Source organism: Chitinophaga niabensis, assembly GCF_900129465.1.
In the GTDB taxonomy this organism is placed as follows: Bacteria; Bacteroidota; Bacteroidia; order Chitinophagales; family Chitinophagaceae; genus Chitinophaga; species Chitinophaga niabensis.
This window is the reverse complement of record NZ_FSRA01000002.1, coordinates 2296740-2315149: the sequence shown is the minus strand read 5'-3', so window position 1 is coordinate 2315149 and position 18410 is coordinate 2296740. Positions and strand designations below refer to the sequence as shown.

Here is an 18410-nt window from a genome sequence, read left to right as displayed (position 1 = left end):
GAATGAAAAAGATCATCGTCTGTTTAATGACCCTGGCAGGATGCAGCAGTTTAGTGCAAGCGCAATCCTTTACAATTAACGGGAAAGTGAAAGACATCCCTGACAGGAAAGTGTACCTCTCCCACCAGGAAGGCAAGAAGGACATCTTAGATTCCGTGATAATGAAGAACGGCAGCTTTACCTTTAAAGGTAAAGCACCCGGTGCTTATTTCTACTTTATCCGGGTGGACGGCATACGCAGGGGTTTTGGCTTCTTTGCAGAGAATAAGGTAATGACCATTACGGCAGACAGTACTTTTAATGATGTTCAGTTCAGTGGCAGTGAAAGCCAGGTACAATGGAAAGAATGGGGTAAAACCTGGCAGTCCATCACGCAAAAAGCAGGGCCGTTGTATCAGCAGATAGATGCTGCTGAAAAAGCAAAAGATACTGTAGCCCGCGCAGCAGCCCGTAAAGGGTTTGATGATCTGGGTAATGAGCTGGATTCCGCAGTAGTGAACTTCATCAGAAAATATCCTGCTTCCCCTGTTTCTCCCTTTATCATTATTGACCGTTACATCAATTATCCTGCACCGGAAAAAGTGGAACGCACTTTTGCTATGCTCAAACCTGCTGCACAGCAATCCGCTTATGGCAAGGAGATTACGGAAACCCGCAGGATCGCTGCCAAAACCGGTATCGGGGCAACACCTGATTTCACCCTGGCAGATACTTCAGGGATTCCTTTCAAACTCTCCAGCCTGAAAGGAAAGTATGTACTGGTAGATTTCTGGGCCAGCTGGTGCGGTCCCTGCAGGAAAGAAAATCCGAATGTGGTAACTGCATATAATAAGTACCATGAAAAAGGGTTCACTATTGTAGGTGTTACGCTGGATACCAAGAAAGATGCATGGCTGGCGGCTATTGCCAAAGATGGTCTTACCTGGGCGCATGTTGGTGATCTGCAAGGCTGGAAAAGTGCTATTGTAGAGGAATACGGGATCAGGGCCGTGCCCACTAACTTCCTACTGGACCCTTCCGGTAAAGTGATTGCGAAAGATCTCCGGGAAGAAGCGTTACAGAAAAAGCTTGAAACTATCTTTTCAAAATAGAACAGCTATCTTTTCAAATAGAAAAACCCAAATTAAAGAGGAATTGCATCGATATGCAATTCCTCTTTGCTTTTTTCCAAGGTTATATTTATTGTGAATGTACTTTGTTGTTGATGGTATTCTTTATTGCAGGCACACTTTGGCATTTCCGGTATTCCCTATTGTGAATTGCCTGCAGCGTTTCCTTTATTGCAGCCACGCTTTGGCATTTCCGGTATTCCCTATTGTGATTGCCTGCAGCATTTCCTTTATTGCAAATAGCCTTTAGTGCTTCCTATCCCGCCTGTCTTCCCTTCTATCCCTGCGATTCTCTTTGCGATCACGTACATCCTCTCTCCTGTCGCGCACATCTTCACGTTTATCCCGTACATCTTCCATCCTGTCTTTAATCCCCCCGTCGTGTTTTGCATCCCGTACATCTTCCCGTACATCCCTGCGATCTTCACGGCGATCGCGGACATTCTCTCTTCTGTCACGCACATCCTCTCTGCGATCGCGTACATCTTCACGCCTGTCACGTTTTTTTTGTGCAAAAGAAGCAGAGGTTATAAAACTGACACCAACAATAGCGGCTAATAATATTCCTGTTTTCATATAAGTGGTTTTGAATTTGGACGTGGAATGATTAACAGAGTTTAACGCGAAAAAATAAACATTGCACGATTAAGCTTTTGCCGGCACGCTTCGTCTAAGCGTTCCTCCTTACAGGCACATGACAATTTTAAGACCTGCTAACCTGATAACTTCAGCTATTCCGCGTGAATAAACTTGGGTTAAAATATGAGCAGTTCAGTGTAAGAATCTAAGAAGCCACCCACTCACTAGAAAAGTTCAGTGGATATTTGTTAAAGAAATTATAAAATTAATCGGCAAAACAGCTTATCTTATCGTTGAAATCGGGATCAGTCATAACTATGTCACATCGGACTATCAAATTTTAATATTGCCGGATAAGGTCATAGTTTAGTTGCAGAAAGAGCATTTTAATCGGGATAAAAAACCAAAAGCATCTAGATCGAGACTCAGAGCAGAGCATCATATACCAAAATCGCAAACCAAAATCAGTTAGAGAAGATTACCATCAGGACAGTGACACCCTTATACGCTGAACAGGCGCATAGTGAATGAACCTGCGAATACATCAACCAAAGATGGTACATCAAAAACAGTGACTCAGAGGAATAACTAATCCAGCAAATCATCAGACAACAATGAACCAATGAGAAAAATATCCTTCAAAACATTTGACTAAATCGATTTTGCATTCAAATACCTAACTTTTTAAGTTACTCTTTAACGCATTTACCATGATAATATAGACATCTAGAGACAATACAGCCATCTTCTAAACGCCCCTCCGGGCATAAATACACTGCTATCCTTACATAGCAGCATGGCCGTTTATTGCCTTTTTCCCAACTAAAATCTATTCCTAACCATAAAAACACAAAATGACTTAGTACATCTGAATGATTGAATTATTAGCACTGATCTAAAACTTATCAAAACAACCAAAATTTAAAATTATGTTTAAAAGAACGCTCCAGCTGATGTTCCTGATCCTGCTTTGCCTGCATGGATTTGCACAGGAACAGAAGGTGACTGGTACCGTGAAGGACAAGACCGGCGCTCCTTTACCCGGTGTAACAATTACAGACAAGGACCTGAAGACCAGCGGCACAGTTACCGATGTCAACGGTAATTTCTCTCTCACTGTAAAAGGCAATTCCAAGATCATCGTATTCTCTTTTATTGGTTATGATAACCAGGAAGTAAGTGTTGCCGGCAGATCAACCGTGAATGTAGTACTGGAAATAAACTCCAAGATGCTGGGAGATGTGGTGGTGATCGGCTACCAGGAAGTTTCCCGCCGTAAGAACACGGCCGCCATTGCCACCGTTAAAGGTGATGCGATTGCCAACCTCCCCGCGCCCAGTGTGGATATGATGCTGCAAGGCCGCGTATCCGGCGTGAACGTACAGAACTTTTCCGGCGAACCCGGGATCCGTAACTCCGTTGTAATACGTGGTAACTCATCCGTATTGCGTGGTTATGATGAAGCACGTGCATTAAGCGCACCGCTTTATGTGATAGACGGGATCCCTACCTCCGTTACAGAATTTGGCGGTATAGACGGTTCCGGAACAGGTACCAATGCTATTGCCGGCATCAACCCTAACGACATTGAATCAATTGATATCCTCAAAGATGCATCTGCTGCCGCTATTTACGGTTCCCGTGGCTCCAACGGTATCATCATCATCAAAACCCGTAAAGCAAAGACCGGCAAACCGGAATTCAATTTCAGCACCTATGTAGGTATCACACAAAGACCAAAGCTCATTGAAGTAGTAGGTGGTGCTGAAGAACGCCGTATGAAAATGGACGTGCTGAACCTCTATAACGGTTTTGCAGATAACCAAACGCTGCCGATGATGCTGACAGATAGTCTGAACCCTGATTTCAATAACGCAACAGACTGGCAAAGTTATTTCTACCAGACCGGCATGATCAATAACTATGATCTGTCTATGGCAGGCGCTACAGATGCCATCAACTACCGTCTCAGCCTTGGCCATTATAAGGAAGATGGCGTGATCAAAAATACCGGCTTCAAACGTTACTCCATCCTGGCCAGCATCAATGCAAAAGTTACTCCCTGGCTGAACAGCTCAAGCCGCTTCAGGGTAACCCGTACAGACCGCCCCCGCGCTATTAATGAACGTACCGGCAGTTTCTTTGCGTTTGATACCTATAGCTTACCTTCCTCCTTCTTTGCCTTAACGGAAAGTTCCCGGGAATACCTCCTGGGCAACAAAAACCGGCAGGATAAGAACATCAACAATAACCTCCAGTTCTCCAATGCCTTTAATGTAGACCTCGCAAAAGGCCTGCTCTTCAATACAACGGTGAACTATGAAAACAGGAGCTCCAACCGCGACTACTTCCAGCCTTCCGTAGTACGGAATAACGGTTACGGATATGCTTCTTCCTATTCAGACAAAGTGGAGATCGCATCCCTCTTTTCAACACTTGAATATTCCACCAAATTCGGCAATCACCATCTTAACCTGATCGGTGGCACCAATATGGAGTACACTAAATGGAACTGGAACTTCGGTAGTGCAGACCTCATTCCCAATGATAATGCATGGGCAGTGAACGTTGCCAACAAACAGTTCTCCAGCACTTCTTCTGCAACAGAAGAAACCGGTATGCAAAGTATCTTCCTCCGGTTGAACTACGACTTTAAAGACCGTTATTTATTGTCTGCCGTGATCAACAGGGACGCTTCCTCCAAATTCGGTAAAGACAACCGCTGGGGTACCTTCCCTTCCATTTCTTTAGGATGGATCATATCAGACGAACCTGGCCTTGAGAACTCCCTGGGCTTTATGAACTTCCTGAAACTCCGCGGTAGCTGGGGTATCACCGGTAACCAACCCGAAAGGAATTACCTGGGATACAATAACTACACCGTGAACCAGGCCGGCTTTGCAGACAATCGTGACGTAACTTCTTACAATGGTACCTCTGTGATCACGCCGAACTATTACTCCGGTATTGCGCAGAAAGACCTTTCCTGGGAAGAATCCAGGCAGGGTAACCTCGGTTTGGAAGCAGGTTTCTTTAAAGACAGGATACGCCTGATCGTAGACGTTTACAAACGTGAACTCACCAAAGGATTCTTTGACTTCCTGCTTCCCAATGCGAGTGGTTATACTTTAGCACAAACCAATGCTATCGGGTTGCGCAACTCCGGTGTGGAAGTAACCCTTAATACCCGTAACCTCAATCCCAAAAGCGCATTGCAGTGGAATACAGACATTACCTTCTCTTATAACCAGAACGTGATCACCGCACTGCCAAACGGCGGACGCAGTATCATCTTCAACTATAATACAGGGGTATACGGTTCAGACTACCTGCTTTCAGTTGGCCTTCCTGTGAACCAGTTCTATGTATTTCAATTCAAAGGCATTTATTCCCGTCCGGAAGATGTGCCTTATAACCTGCTTACCGGCCAGCCGATGAAAAACTTCGTAGGCTGGGACTACCATGCAGGCGACCCGATACTGGTAGACCAGGATGGTAACTTTGACCTCAAAGAACCCATGGACCAGATCATTGGCGGCGACCCCAATCCCAAGTTCTATGGAGGTATCCTCAACAACCTTACTTACAAAGGTTTCTCCCTTGGCGTTTTCCTCAGTTACACTTTAGGCAGGGATATCATGAACAGCTACGAGAACCGCCGTTTGGAATACCTGTTCGAAGCTACAGGTGATAATGGTGAACGTAACCTGGCCTCAAGAGCTATCATGGATATCAACAAACTGAACTTCTGGAAGAAGCCGGGAGACATTGCAACGCTACCGACCTTTTCACTGGTAGAGGGAACACGTTCTCCATACCGCTTCTTCGATAAAACCACCATGTATATTGAGAAAGGCGATTACCTCCGTATCAAATATATCACTGCGGGTTACAGCTTCAACCAACAGGTATTGAACAAACTGAAGATCAAACGCCTCCGCCTCTACGGTGTGGTAGATAATCTTTACACCTTCCAGAAAAGCACCATTCCCGATGCAGAAGGCGTAAACGCTTACGGTATTTACACCGGCGACGGATATCCTATCCCCAAGAAATTCACCATTGGTTTAGACTTTGGCTTCTGATCACATCAAATCTGAATGAACATGAAACGACTTAAATATATACTTCCTGCACTGATGACCACCTGGTTCTTAATAGCAGGCAGTTCCTGTAAAAAAATACTGGAGCTGGAAAGCAAAAACGTGCCCTCCAGCAACAAGTTCTGGAAAACGGATAAAGATGCATTAGCCGGCCTGCTGGGTGGTTACTCCATGCTGCGCGATGCATTAACGGATGAGAACAGGTATTATGTATATGGCGATGTGCCTGCCAATACTTTTGAGATCACTTATAACTCTGATTATTCCATTCACCAGCTCCGCGATGGTTCCTTTGATGGTGTGTATTATGGTTACCTTGAAAATCTGCAGAACTGGACCAAGTTCTATAAAGCCATTGCGCAAGCCAACCTCCTGATCAAAAAGATCCCGGACATTCCGGAGAATACTTTCAAATCCGGTCATAAGGAATATTATCTCGGAGAATCCTATTTCCTGCGCGCTTTCAATTACTTCTATATTTCCCGCGTATGGGGAGATGTGCCTTTAGTATTGGATGCAGTGGAAGACGTTGCCGAAGCTAAGAACTATGGCCGTGAGAAACAGGATGTGGTACTGAAACAGGCATTGGCTGACCTGGATAAAGCAGTAGAAATGCTGCCCCAATCCCCCATCAGTTCAAGCGATCGTGGCATAAGGGCTACCAAGGCCAGTGCACTGGCATTAAAAGCACATATCTATGCATGGATGAAAGATTATCCTAAATGTGAAGAAGCCACCCGCGACCTGGTAGCGAATCCCAGTACATATGGTCTTACATTCATCACAGATTCTGCCGCTTATTCCAAAATGGCGATCGGTAAATCCACAGAAGCCATTTTTGAGATCAACATCAGCTATGAACAAAGTGAGGCTTCCTGGAACGGCATAGGTGAGAAAACTTTATGGGCCCCCTTCCTCGCAACACGCGAACCTAACAACAAGGATGGCGTACCCTGGAGAGTACATCCCGGTACAAAGAACACCCTTTTCTGGGAAGCAAATGACCTGCGTGAAAAGATCTGGCTGTATGAAGATGTAAGGCTCGATATGACCATGCTGAAGAAATATTCCAACGTGATCTACAGGGATGGCGATCTGCAAAGGGATCCCCGCTATTCCAACAATATCCTCATCTTCCGTTTGTCTGACATTATCCTGCTCAGAGCAGAAGCCCTCTACAAACTGAACAGGGAACCTGAAGCCAGGATACTGCTGAATAAAACCCGCAACCGCGCAGGCATCGGCGACCTGGACCCCGGATTGGTTGGCATTGATTTCTTTTATGAGGTGATCTGGGAAAGAGGCCGTGAATTATTTGCAGAAGGCCATTTTTACTGGGACCTGTTACGCACCGATATTGGTACAGAATACTTCAACAGCCTCTTCAAGGATGCGATGCATGCAGGCAGCCCCTCATACGGACGTAACTACTGGCCCATTCCCCGCGTATTGTTTAAAGACAATCTGCTGATGAAACAAACACCTTACTGGAATGGCAGGCTCTAAATCTGATCAACTAAAAACGACTATCATGAAACTTTCCATAAAATGGCTGACAGCCTTTCTGCTCCTGGCCGCTTTTGCATCCTGCAAAAAGAACGATTACTTTATAGGCGGCAGCTTGCATAATCCTAATTTCAACGGTACTACGTATGATTACCTGAAGACCAATCCGCTCTTCGATACGCTGGTGCTGCTGATAGATAAAACAGGGTTGAAAGATGAAATAAATGCTGCGGGCACCACTTTCTTTGCGCCCACAGATTACTCCATCAAAAATTACGTGAAGGATGTAGTACAGGAACGCAAACGCCTGGAAGCAAATGATGAGAACCTCATCTTTGATTTCAAAGACCTCGATTTTGCGAAGCTGAAAGATTCCGTACGTGCTTACATCTTTGGTGAAAAGATAGAAAGGGCAGGCCTTAATGCAACCGGTAAATACTACAGCGCAAAAGATGCAGAACAACGCCACATCTCCCTCCGCGACGATCCAAGCGGTGGTTATTCTTCAGGCGGGCTCACCAATATTCCCAGGTACATCTATTTCACCAAAGTTATTGGCGCCCTGGACCCGCTGGATAATTCAGCTGTTCCTTCGGAAGAAAAAGATGCGCGCATTGTAGCACAAACCTCCGGCATTATCACAACGAATGGCGTACTGCATGTACTGGCTAACGGGCATATTTTCACATTTGCAACTGCACCTAAATAAGATCATTTATGAACAAGTATAAAACTCTTCGAAACTGCCTCATCCTGGGCGCTTTTGGCCTTGGTTTGATCACAGCCTGCAAAAAAGTACCTATCGGTTATATCAGTGATCAGATCCGTTACGTGAGCGATACTTTTCGCATACCAAGAGGGACCAATTATAAAAGCGACCCACAGGGCTTTGAGCTGGATGGCTCCAACTACCCCATCAGTGTAAAATTGCTGGAAGTGCGGGACCTTGCTACCGGCAAACCCACCAACCTCTTCAACGAACCACACGAGGTGTATATCTGGAATGCTTTGTTCAATGTAAATACAGATACTACGGTGGCATTGCTGAATAAGAAAAGGAGCAAACAAACCCTGCCCTCCCTGGAAGTGGTGGAAAAATCCGGTCAGCTGATCCTCAATGAAGGTTCTCTGGAGATCCCTGCCGGCAACTACGCTTTCGATCTGCAGGTAACCAATGGAAGTGGTACTAAAACCTTCAAGAGCATTTCAGTGCTGCAGATGATAGACCAGCCTTTTGAAGATAAAGGAACCGGTTGTGCTTACTTTATAGATGGCACCAACACCAGTGGTGATATTGCAGTGCCGACTATGAGCTACAAAAAAGTATCCAACGATGGTTACCAGGTGCGCCTGAAAGTAGTGGATAAGAATGGTTCACCATTCAATCCTAAACTGGCAGAGTTACAAAAACGCGGGGACAGGCCTTTATTTGAAACGTATGCTAAGTTTAACCCGGTGGAATATACAGATACAACCATGGTGTGTAACTATGAACTGACCCCTTTCCCCATCCTGGAATATCCGGGTTATGGTTACCTGATGTATTACCGTATACCGAGCAACAAAGTTATCATTGATGCGGGCGTAACACCAAACGTTCCCGGTCAGACCTACAACGTGAATCCCCGTTGGGCATTCCGCCTGCTGGTGAAAGGAACATATGAAGTCACCGTAAGATTACCCAAGGTGACCAGAAAACCTTAGAGAGTACGCTAATATCTCAATCAAGGCGAAATCGCCTGGCTGTAATGGCCGGGCGGTTTTGTTTTTGGGGAGAACATAAAGTACAGCCGCCGTAAGGGATTGTTTTTCACAGGCACAGCTCATAAAAAAACTGCCTCCGTTTCCGGAGGCAGTTACGATATACGGTTATACGTTACGGGTAAACTAGAGTTTCAGCAAAGCCTTCACCGGATCCCTTCCGAACAGCAGCTGCTCAGGGTTTTCCAGCATTTCCTTCACTCTTACGAGGAAACTTACAGACTCTTTACCGTCAATGATACGGTGATCATAGCTGAGCGCCACATACATCATGGGAAGGATCACCACCTGTCCATTCACTGCCATCGGGCGGTCCTGGATCTTGTGCATGCCCAGGATGGCTGATTGCGGGATATTAATGATCGGGGTGCTCATGAGTGAACCGAACACGCCACCATTGGTGATGGTGAAAGTACCACCGGTCATCTCTTCCATGGAGAGTTTGTTATCTCTTGCTTTGGTAGCCAGTTCCACTACTTTCTTTTCAATGTCTGCCATACCCATGCTTTCCGCGTTACGGATAACAGGTACTACAAGCCCTTTAGGAGCAGATACGGCGATAGAGATATCACAGAAATCGTGGTACACCAGTTCTTCTCCATCTATGTATGCATTTACGGCAGGGAATTCCTGCAATGCAAAACAAACCGCTTTTGTAAAGAAGCTCATGAAACCCAGGTTCACACCATGTGATGTTTTGAATGCTTCTTTGTATTTGCTGCGGATAGCCATGATGTTAGTCATATCCACCTCGTTGAACGTGGTAAGCATGGCTGTTGTATTCTTGGCTTCCACCAGTCTGCGGGATACTACTTTCCGCAGGTTGCTCATTTTCTCCCTGCGTTCCACACGGCTGAACAGTTCATGACCAACAGGTACACCCGGATTTTCCAGGGCAGCCATTACATCATCTTTCAGGATCTTGCCATGGGCGCCGCTTCCTTTAATAGAAGCAGGATCTACTTTTTTATCTGCAATCACTGCAGCAGCAACCGGGGTTGCTTTAACATCGTTAGGGAGTGGGGCAGCAGCAGGTGCCTGAGCTTTAGGTGCAGCAGCGGCAGCCTGTTGTTGAGCAGGTTGTGCTTTACCGGCAGGGCGTGGAGCAGAGGTATCTATCTGGCAGGCCACGTCTCCTATATTTAAAGTATCGCCGTCTTTCGCTATTGTTTTGAGTACGCCGGCTTCTTCTGCATTCAGTTCAAAAGTAGCTTTCTCAGATTCCAGTTCGCACAGTACTTCATCACGCTCTACGTAATCGCCGGTTTGTTTCAGCCATTTCAGGAGGGTCACTTCACTGATGGATTCTCCGATGGTGGGAACCTTGATATCGATGGTACCTTTGTTCACAGCGGGAGCTGCAGGTGCTGCTGCCGGAGCCGGAGCTTCAGTAGCTGCTGGTGCAGGAGCTGCTGCCGCAGGTGCAGCAGTTGTGGCAGCTGCGCCGTCTGTATCAATAGTGCAGGCTACCGCTCCTATTTGCAGGGTATCTCCTTCCTTTGCAATGATCTTCAGCACACCTGCCTTCTCTGCATTCAGCTCAAAGGTGGCCTTTTCTGATTCCATTTCGCATAATACCTCATCCTGCTTCACAACGTCTCCGTCTTTTTTGAGCCATTTTGCAAGTGTTACTTCGCTGATTGATTCTCCTACCGTGGGAACTTTAATTTCGATTATCATGTGTTAAACCCTCCATTCCGCTTATGCGTAAAGTTTTGTTTTGCGAATTTACTAGTGAATTACAAACCAGCGTTATTTTTTTTGCTTAACCTTAAAGGCAGCCTCTACGATATCCTGCTGTTCTTTAGCATGCACTTTACTATAACCTGTTGCCGTAGCGGCGCTGGCCGGGCGGCTGATCACATCATATTTGATCTGGCCCAGGTTCATTTGCAGGAAGCTGGCAGCACCCATATTCAGGGGCTCTTCCTGTACCCAGGACCATGCGGCACCTTTATATTTTTTCTGGATAGCTTCCAGTTGCCCTACCGGCAACGGATAGAGTTGTTCCATCCTCACAATGGCCACATCTTTCCGGTCTTCTTTCATTTGCTTCTCACTCAGGTCGAAATAGACCTTACCGCTGCAGAACAATACTTTCTTCACGGCGGCAGCATCTGTAATGAACGGATCGTCCAGCACTTCTTTGAACCCGCCCTGCGTGAATTCCGCGATGGGGCTGTAGCTCCTTACGTGACGGAGGTTGGCTTTGGGTGAGAAGTTGATCATCGGTTTGCGGAAAGGCAGTGCCAGCTGGCGGCGTAAAGCATGGAAGAAGCTGGAAGCCGTTGTACAGTTGGTGATGAATATATTCTGTTCAGCACATTGTTGCAGGAAACGTTCCAGGCGGGCGCTGGAGTGTTCCGGCCCCTGCCCTTCGTAACCATGCGGCAACAACAGCACAAGGCCGCTTTGCTTTTGCCATTTGGTTTCTGCAGATGTGATGAACTGGTCTATCAATGTTTGTGCGCCGTTCATGAAATCCCCGAACTGCGCTTCCCAGATGGTGAGCGCGTAAGGGTTGGCAATGGAATAACCATATTCAAAACCCAGCACTGCAAATTCGCTGAGCAGGGAGTTGTAAATACGGAACTTGCCCTGCGCTTCGCTCAGTTTGCTGAGGCGGCTGTATTCTTCGTCTGTTTCTTCGTTACGCAGTACGGCATGGCGGTGTGAGAAGGTACCCCTCTTCACATCCTGGCCGCTCAAACGTACGTCCCTGCCTTCTGTGAGGATGCTGCCATAGGCCAGCAATTCACCTGAAGACCAGTCCAGCAGCCCTTGTTCGCTGTATAGTTTTTGTTTATCCTGCAGCAGTTTCTCCACTTTACGTAATGGTTTGAATCCTTCAGGAATAACCATGATAGCCTGGAAAAGTTTTTCCAGCTGCTCTTTTGAGATAGCCGTATCAGGAGATTTATCGAAGTCTGCCGGTGTGGATTTACGCAGTTCTTTCCACCATTTTTCCGGGGTCTGGTAAGTGTAGGGAAGCGGACGTTGTTTTACATCATCCAGGCGTTCCTGCAGGTCTGCCCAGAAAGCTTTTTCCATTTCCTGTGCCAGGGAAGCATCCACATCCCCTTTAGCGATCAGCTGCTGGGAATATACTTCCCGGGGATTAGGGTGTTTATCTATCTCCGAGTAAAGTTTAGGTTGTGTGAACTTAGGATCATCTCCCTCGTTGTGACCGTGTTTGCGGTAGCAAACCATATCAATATAGATATCGGAGTTGAACTCCTGGCGGTAACGGGTAGCGATCTCCGCAATTTTCACGGCGGCTTCCACATCATCCCCGTTCACATGGAACACCGGGGCCTGTACGATAGAAGCTACGCTGGTGCAATAATCAGCGGACCTTGCATCTTCAAAATCGGTGGTGAAACCGATCTGGTTATTGATCACAAAGTGCATGGTACCACCGGTATAATAGCCCCTGAGCTTACTCATCTGGGCTACTTCATATACTACGCCCTGGCCTGCAATAGCCGCGTCTCCGTGGATCAGGATGGGGAGGATCTGGTCGTAATCGCTGTTATAGATCACATCTGCCTTGCTGCGGGCGAAACCTACCACAACTGGGTCTACCACTTCCAGGTGGGAAGGGTTGGGCGTGAGCTGTACATTCACCTCTTTACCGGCTGGGGTTTGAATGGTAGAACGGAAGCCCAGGTGGTACTTCACGTCCCCGCTGCCCATCGTGGTATCAGGGATGGCAGTTCCTTCAAATTCAGAAAAGATCTGCTCATATGTTTTACCGAGGATATTGGCCAGTACGTTCAGACGGCCGCGGTGTGCCATACCGATCACTACTTCCTGCACACCATATTCGGCAGAAGTATTGATCATGGCATCCAATGCGGGAATGGTGGTTTCGCCACCTTCCAGGGAAAAACGTTTCTGCCCGATATATTTGGTATGGAGGAATTTTTCAAACATCACACCCTGGTTAAGCTTCAGCAGGATGCGTTTTTTCTGCTCAACAGTGAGTGGCTGGCGAACGGTGGTTTCCATCTCTTTCTGCAGCCATTCTACTTTTGCAGCGTCATTGATATAAGTGAATTCCAGGCCTATTGCTGCCGCATACACTGATTTAAGGTGCTGCAGGATCTTATCCAGACTGGTTTTACCAAGGCCGATCACCTGGCCGGCAAAGAATTCTGTTTTAAGGTCTGCGTCTGTAAGGCCGAAAAAACTGAGGTCGAGGTTAGGTTGGCGGTCCTTCCGGGGACGAATGGGATTGGTATTGGCCACTAAATGGCCTTTTTTGCGATAGGCCTGGATGAGGCGGTATACGCCCAGTTCCTTTACAAGCTGTTCGCTACTCACAGGCAGGGTTGCCGTGCCACCAGCAGCAGGGGCTGCCGCTTTACCGTTAGTATTGCTCACCGCAAAGTCAAATCCTTCAAAAAACCTGATCCATTCCGGATCTACACTGGCCGGATCTGTACTATACTCTTTGTACAGCGATTCGATATACGCCGGGTGCGAGTTGGTGACAAACGAAAAGTCCTTCATTTACAACGAAATTTAAGCTTGGTCTTTGATTCTTGATCACATTCCGTAGTTATATAACAAATAAAACGGGATATGGGATTGCAAATATCGCTAAAGATTTGGGATTTTATGGTATTTCCACCGCGGTTTTATGAGGATTTCAAGGGTTAATATGTGTATAATTTGTTATCTTTGTGCCCGCTCTCCGGAAGGTTATTTCTCTGGCTTCGGAGGAAAACCCTTCTTTTTATTTTGTTTGTAATAAGTAAAAACATACCTTTGCCCTCCGAAACTTGAAAATTACACAATGGCAAACCATAAAGCAACGAAAAAAGACGTACGTCAAAGCAGAAAGCGAAATGAGCGGAACCGTTACTACGGTAAAACTACCCGTAATGCCATACGGGACCTGAAAAAGCTGACTGATAAGGCTGCGGCTTCAGATAATTTACCTGAAGTGATCTCTATGATCGACAAACTCGCTAAGCGCAATATCATCCATAAGAACAAGGCCGCAAACCTGAAGAGCAAGCTCTCTGTAAGGGTAAACGCCCTGGCTTAAGCTGCGCTGCGTAAACATACTTCAGCTCTTCCCTGCTAAAGGGAAGAGCTTTTTTTATTTGTACCTGATCTTCTGCTTTTCCTTAGGGAAAGGCTTTTTTATTTGTATTACCCTACCAGGAAGGTAGAGCATTCAATTTTGCAAGTAGCTAATGATCAATAAGATATAAGCCTTCCTACTGACACCCTCCTGCCATCCTTCAGTGATCCTTCAGTGGTTTTCTGTGGCAGCAAGGGTTTGAGGGTGTTTGACTGAAGGATCACTGAAGGATGGTAGAAGGATCACTGAAGGATACCACGAAAAAGTCAGGGATTTTCACCGCTAACCCTGTATTTTTGACCAAAAGGAACCATTTTAAGCCTATTTATGAGGAATTTCTCCATTACCTTACTACTATCCTGCCTGACAATCTCCGTTTCAGCCCAGGACTTCACCACCAAATATGAACGCACCAACACCAAAGAGACCGTTACTTACCACGAATGCATCGCTTACTATAAAGCCCTCGTAAAACACTATCCCCAGCTTAAAATGCTGGAAATAGGGAAAACCGATGCCGGATACCCCCTGCACCTGGTAGTACTCTCCCAGGACAAAGACTTCAACTTCGAAAGCCTCCGTAGAAAGAACAAACGTATCATCCTGGTAAACAACGGTATACATCCCGGCGAACCGGATGGTATTGATGCCAGTATGATGCTCCTGCGGGACATTGTGCAGGGAAAGAGGAAGTTACCGGCAAATGTGGTATTGGCAGTGATCCCCCTGTATAACATAGGCGGCTCCCTGAACCGGAGTGCTTTTTACCGGGTGGACCAGAATGGCCCCGAAGCCTTCGGTTCCCGCGGCAATGCCCAAAACTTAGATCTGAACCGGGACTTTATCAAAGCTGATTCCCGGAATGCCCGTGCCTTCCAGCAGATCTACCAGATGACAGACCCGGATGTGTTTGTAGACAATCACGTGAGCAATGGCGCTGATTATCAGCACATCATGACATTACTCACTACCCAGCACGGTAAACTGGGTGGCGTGATGGGTGAATTCATCCACAAAACCTTTGAACCCGGCCTTTATCGTTTAATGAAGGAAAAGGGCTACGATCTGCTCCCTTATGTAAATCACTTCGGGGATACACCTGATAGCGGCTGGGTAGCTTATGCGGACGGGCCAAGATATTCCAGCGGTTATTCCACCCTCTTCCATAGTTTCGGCTTTGTACCGGAAACCCATATGCTCAAACCCTATAAACAACGTGTAGAAGCAACCTATGCGCTGATGGAATGCTTTATCCGGTTCACCAGCGAAAACAGTGAAGAGATCAGCAGGTTGCGTAAACAAACAAAAGAAGCGGTAAAAACGCAGGAAAGGTTCCCCCTCAGCTGGGCACCCGATATGAGCCAATTTGAGTATTACACTTTCAAAGGGTTTAAAGCAGGAAGAAAACCCAGCGGGATCTCCGGATTACCCCGCCTCTATTATGATCGTAATCAACCTTACGAGAAACAGATCAGGATCTTCAACACCTTCACAGGAGCTGATTACGTGAATAAACCGGAGGCCTACATTATTCCACAAGGCTGGTGGGCAGTGATAGAACTGCTGCAGAACAATAAAGTGAAAATGCAACAGCTGGCGAATGATACCACCATTGAAGTAGAAGCTTATAAGATAGAAGATTATAAAACACCGCAACGCCCCTATGAAAAACACTACATTCATAATGGCGTAAAAGTGAGTGCCAGCAAGCAAAAACTCAAATTCCTGAAAGGGGATTATTACATCCCCATGAACCAAACGGCAAACCGTTACCTCATAGAAACGCTGGAACCAACTGGCGGCGATTCCTTCTTTGCCTGGAATTTCTTTGACGCGATACTTGGTCAGAAAGAAGGGTATTCAACGTATGTATTTGAAGATACGGCAGCAGAATTCCTGAAGCAGCACCCTGAAGTGAAGAAAGAACTGGAGAAGAAAAGAGCGGAGGACAGTACGTTTGCACAAAGTGCATCTGCACAGCTGAATTTTGTATACCGCAATTCTCCCTGGAATGAACCCGGGTTTATGCGTTATCCGGTATATCGCATTGTTAAGTAATTTATACGATGCCGCATTCATTCAACACGTATTCTTAATGATAAATACGCCCTTTATGAAACCCTTATCCTTACTCCTTTTGCTTATAGGCAATGCCGCCCTGGCACAGGTACCTGCATTGCAATATAAAACCGGTGCCAAACACCGTTATCAGCTGCTCACTTCCTTCAGCTATAACGGGCAGGCACAGCCTTCTTCACTCGCTGTTTGTGAAGTGACCAGCGGCAAGGATGAGAAAGGAGTGCCTTTCGAAGAAGTGAAATGGATCAGCCTGAAGAGCATCAAAGGAACAGATACTACAGATGAAACAGCTACCGCATTGGCTGTAAAACCCTATACGCTTTCGCTGGACAGCCGCGGCAGCCTTGCATTACCTAAGATAGATGTAGCAGGCATGACCGGCCCCATCACTGATTTTCACACCTTCTATGTAGCCGTTGGCCCGCAGCTGGGTTTGCAGCAGCTGAAAAAAGCAGGGGATAAAGTACTGAAGCCAGACCTGGTGAAAGGTGATTTCTCGAATGGCAAAACCATTCTTACAGGGCATGATTGTTTGCAGGTTGTTTCCACTCTTTCCGGAATAAACAAACAGCAGGCCCATATTAAAACACAATTCCTCCCTCCTGCCAGCCCCTGCCTGGACCTCTTGCTCCCAGAGATGAAAGAACCGGTGATCAAAGACACACTGAATAATTTTCAAATGGTACGCCCCGGTGCGGCAGGGTTATATAATGTGCAGTATGGCCGTGAGTTCTTTACCATCAATACTTTCATCCGTACCACAGATGGCAGGATTGAAAAGGCCAACATGCATAACCTCCTGAACCTGAAAGTAAAACTGAACTGCGACAGTACCTACAAACAATGCCAGCATGAAGTGCCTTTTAAAATTGAGCGGGAGTTAACATTGGAATTATTATAATATATTTACTGCATTTCCCTAATCCTTTGAAATAACCTTTGATGTTCCCTGTTACTATTGTTATCATTGCATTGCATATCATCATTGCCATCCGCCTGGTGTTCTTTAACCGGCAGGAAGTGAAGAATACAGAAACGGAGCCAACCTTACTGCAGATCTTCCTTGCCGGTATCAGTATAACATTGCTTTCACTGGGCAAAGGCTGGGTCAGTATTTTAATAGCAGCCATTGTGTGGGCGATATTAAAGTTTTATAAACGTAAAAAGATAAGTAGTAGTGAGTAATCGTTTCTTTCAATATATATCCAGGATCTTTGGCGGCGGAACAGTTCCCAAATCAGGGCCTTCATTCGAAGAGCTATTGCAAAAGGAGATACTTCAGGATAAAACCTTCCTCATTACAGGATTTAAATCCTTTGAGGTTTTCTTTAATGTAGAGTTCAACGATGCCAACTATGCACAGCTGCAATCATTCATTGAGCAGGGAAAAACAGATAGTTTCGATAAAACGGCCTTCACTTATGACCATACGCTGGAAACCTTGTCTGTAGCACGGTTTCAGGCACAGGATAACCTGGAATACATCGCATTGTTCTATGACCCGGTAGATTACTTTTCTAACCCGGAGTTACTGAAGATCTATGACCTGGCATCTGTAAAAAGATAGAATACCAGCAGGGAAACTGTTTGGCGGGACCTGTTAAGCGGCACATGCGCAATGTTGCCATCGAAGAATAATGCATCTCCTTCTGTCATTTCAAAAGATTTATCTTCCAGCATGTAATCAACTTTCCCTTTCAATACATAAATAAATTCATAGGCAGAAGTAGTTACCAACGGGCGGCTGGCACCTGGTTTCAATTGCAGGATGGAAATCTGAAAAGCCCCGCCGGTTTCCATACTATGCTCCAGGATGGAGAAATACTCAAAACCCTTAGCCCCTTCCTCCTTCTCATACGCAGTGAACTGATCCTTAGGAAGAAAATAATACCCCGGGAATTTATTGTCCGCATTCAACTGGGAAAAAAACACTTCCGGTGAAATACCCAATTTCTGGATAATGGTGAAAAGCGTGGGAATAGTAGGGATCATCCGGCCATTTTCAATCTTGGAAAGCATGGCAGAGCCAATACCGGTAATAGCTGAAAGGTCTAACAGCTTCATGTCCTTTTCCTTCCTGTACTTCCTGATGATACCACCGATCTTAAAATAAACCAATTGTTCCTTTTCTATGGGTCCATCCTGTGTCATATCCTAAAAATACATTGTCTTTACTTT

14 protein-coding genes are annotated in these 18410 nt (G+C 46.0%); 10 read left to right on the top strand and 4 right to left on the bottom strand.

Features of this window, described 5'->3' with window-relative positions; all coding sequences use genetic code 11:
- Positions 1 to 2: 2 nt before the first annotated feature.
- Entirely contained in the window at positions 3 to 1091 is a 1089-nt protein-coding gene (locus BUR42_RS26655) for a TlpA disulfide reductase family protein (protein WP_084185842.1), read from the top strand.
- A 264-nt stretch (positions 1092 to 1355) separates the two neighbouring features.
- Here BUR42_RS26655 and BUR42_RS26650 read toward each other — a convergent pair whose 3' ends face one another.
- Positions 1356 to 1685: a hypothetical protein gene (locus tag BUR42_RS26650; protein WP_143197590.1), complete on the bottom strand. Its 330-nt coding sequence runs from the start codon at positions 1683 to 1685 to the stop codon at positions 1356 to 1358.
- A gap of 932 nt (positions 1686 to 2617) precedes the next feature.
- Here BUR42_RS26650 and BUR42_RS26645 point away from each other — a divergent pair.
- From BUR42_RS26645 to BUR42_RS26630, 4 genes are read left to right on the top strand one after another with little or no spacing between them, the layout of a single operon-like run.
- The gene (locus BUR42_RS26645; protein ID WP_074242584.1) at positions 2618 to 5773 is read left to right on the top strand and encodes a SusC/RagA family TonB-linked outer membrane protein; all 3156 of its coding nucleotides are present in this window, start codon (positions 2618 to 2620) and stop codon (positions 5771 to 5773) included.
- 21 nt (positions 5774 to 5794) lie between these two features.
- Entirely contained in the window at positions 5795 to 7297 is a 1503-nt protein-coding gene (locus BUR42_RS26640; protein WP_074243245.1) for a RagB/SusD family nutrient uptake outer membrane protein, read from the top strand.
- Positions 7298 to 7322: 25 nt separating this feature from the next.
- Positions 7323 to 8006, top strand: a complete 684-nt coding sequence (locus BUR42_RS26635; RefSeq protein ID WP_074243244.1) for a fasciclin domain-containing protein — start codon at positions 7323 to 7325, stop codon at positions 8004 to 8006.
- 8 nt (positions 8007 to 8014) lie between these two features.
- A complete protein-coding gene (locus BUR42_RS26630; RefSeq protein ID WP_074242583.1) occupies positions 8015 to 9001 on the top strand; it encodes a DUF5007 domain-containing protein in 987 nt (328 codons plus the stop codon).
- Positions 9002 to 9184: 183 nt separating this feature from the next.
- Here BUR42_RS26630 and odhB read toward each other — a convergent pair whose 3' ends face one another.
- The gene (gene odhB / locus BUR42_RS26625) at positions 9185 to 10738 is read right to left on the bottom strand and encodes a 2-oxoglutarate dehydrogenase complex dihydrolipoyllysine-residue succinyltransferase (RefSeq protein ID WP_074242582.1); all 1554 of its coding nucleotides are present in this window, start codon (positions 10736 to 10738) and stop codon (positions 9185 to 9187) included.
- A gap of 72 nt (positions 10739 to 10810) precedes the next feature.
- Positions 10811 to 13573 (bottom strand): 2-oxoglutarate dehydrogenase E1 component, encoded by a 2763-nt coding sequence (locus BUR42_RS26620; protein WP_074242581.1) that lies wholly within the window; start codon positions 13571 to 13573, stop codon positions 10811 to 10813.
- Between the two features lie 286 nt (positions 13574 to 13859).
- On the opposite strand from BUR42_RS26620, the gene rpsT reads away from it, so the two are divergent.
- The 5 genes from rpsT (at position 13860) to BUR42_RS26595 (ending at position 17799) form a co-directional block, all read left to right on the top strand.
- A complete protein-coding gene (gene rpsT, locus BUR42_RS26615) occupies positions 13860 to 14114 on the top strand; it encodes a 30S ribosomal protein S20 (protein WP_074242580.1) in 255 nt (84 codons plus the stop codon).
- 366 nt (positions 14115 to 14480) lie between these two features.
- Positions 14481 to 16211 (top strand): M14 family metallopeptidase, encoded by a 1731-nt coding sequence (locus BUR42_RS26610; protein WP_074242579.1) that lies wholly within the window; start codon positions 14481 to 14483, stop codon positions 16209 to 16211.
- Between the two features lie 55 nt (positions 16212 to 16266).
- Positions 16267 to 17133 (top strand): hypothetical protein, encoded by an 867-nt coding sequence (locus BUR42_RS26605; RefSeq protein WP_143197589.1) that lies wholly within the window; start codon positions 16267 to 16269, stop codon positions 17131 to 17133.
- A gap of 41 nt (positions 17134 to 17174) precedes the next feature.
- Positions 17175 to 17417, top strand: coding sequence for a hypothetical protein (locus tag BUR42_RS26600; RefSeq protein WP_074242577.1), 243 nt, complete (start codon positions 17175 to 17177; stop codon positions 17415 to 17417).
- Positions 17410 to 17799: a hypothetical protein gene (locus BUR42_RS26595; protein WP_074242576.1), complete on the top strand. Its 390-nt coding sequence runs from the start codon at positions 17410 to 17412 to the stop codon at positions 17797 to 17799. Before BUR42_RS26600 ends, BUR42_RS26595 begins: the two co-directional genes overlap by 8 nt.
- On the opposite strand, the gene BUR42_RS26590 is transcribed toward BUR42_RS26595, so the two are convergent.
- The gene (locus tag BUR42_RS26590; protein ID WP_074242575.1) at positions 17772 to 18383 is read right to left on the bottom strand and encodes a helix-turn-helix domain-containing protein; all 612 of its coding nucleotides are present in this window, start codon (positions 18381 to 18383) and stop codon (positions 17772 to 17774) included. The genes BUR42_RS26595 and BUR42_RS26590 overlap by 28 nt on opposite strands.
- Positions 18384 to 18410 lie beyond the last annotated feature (27 nt).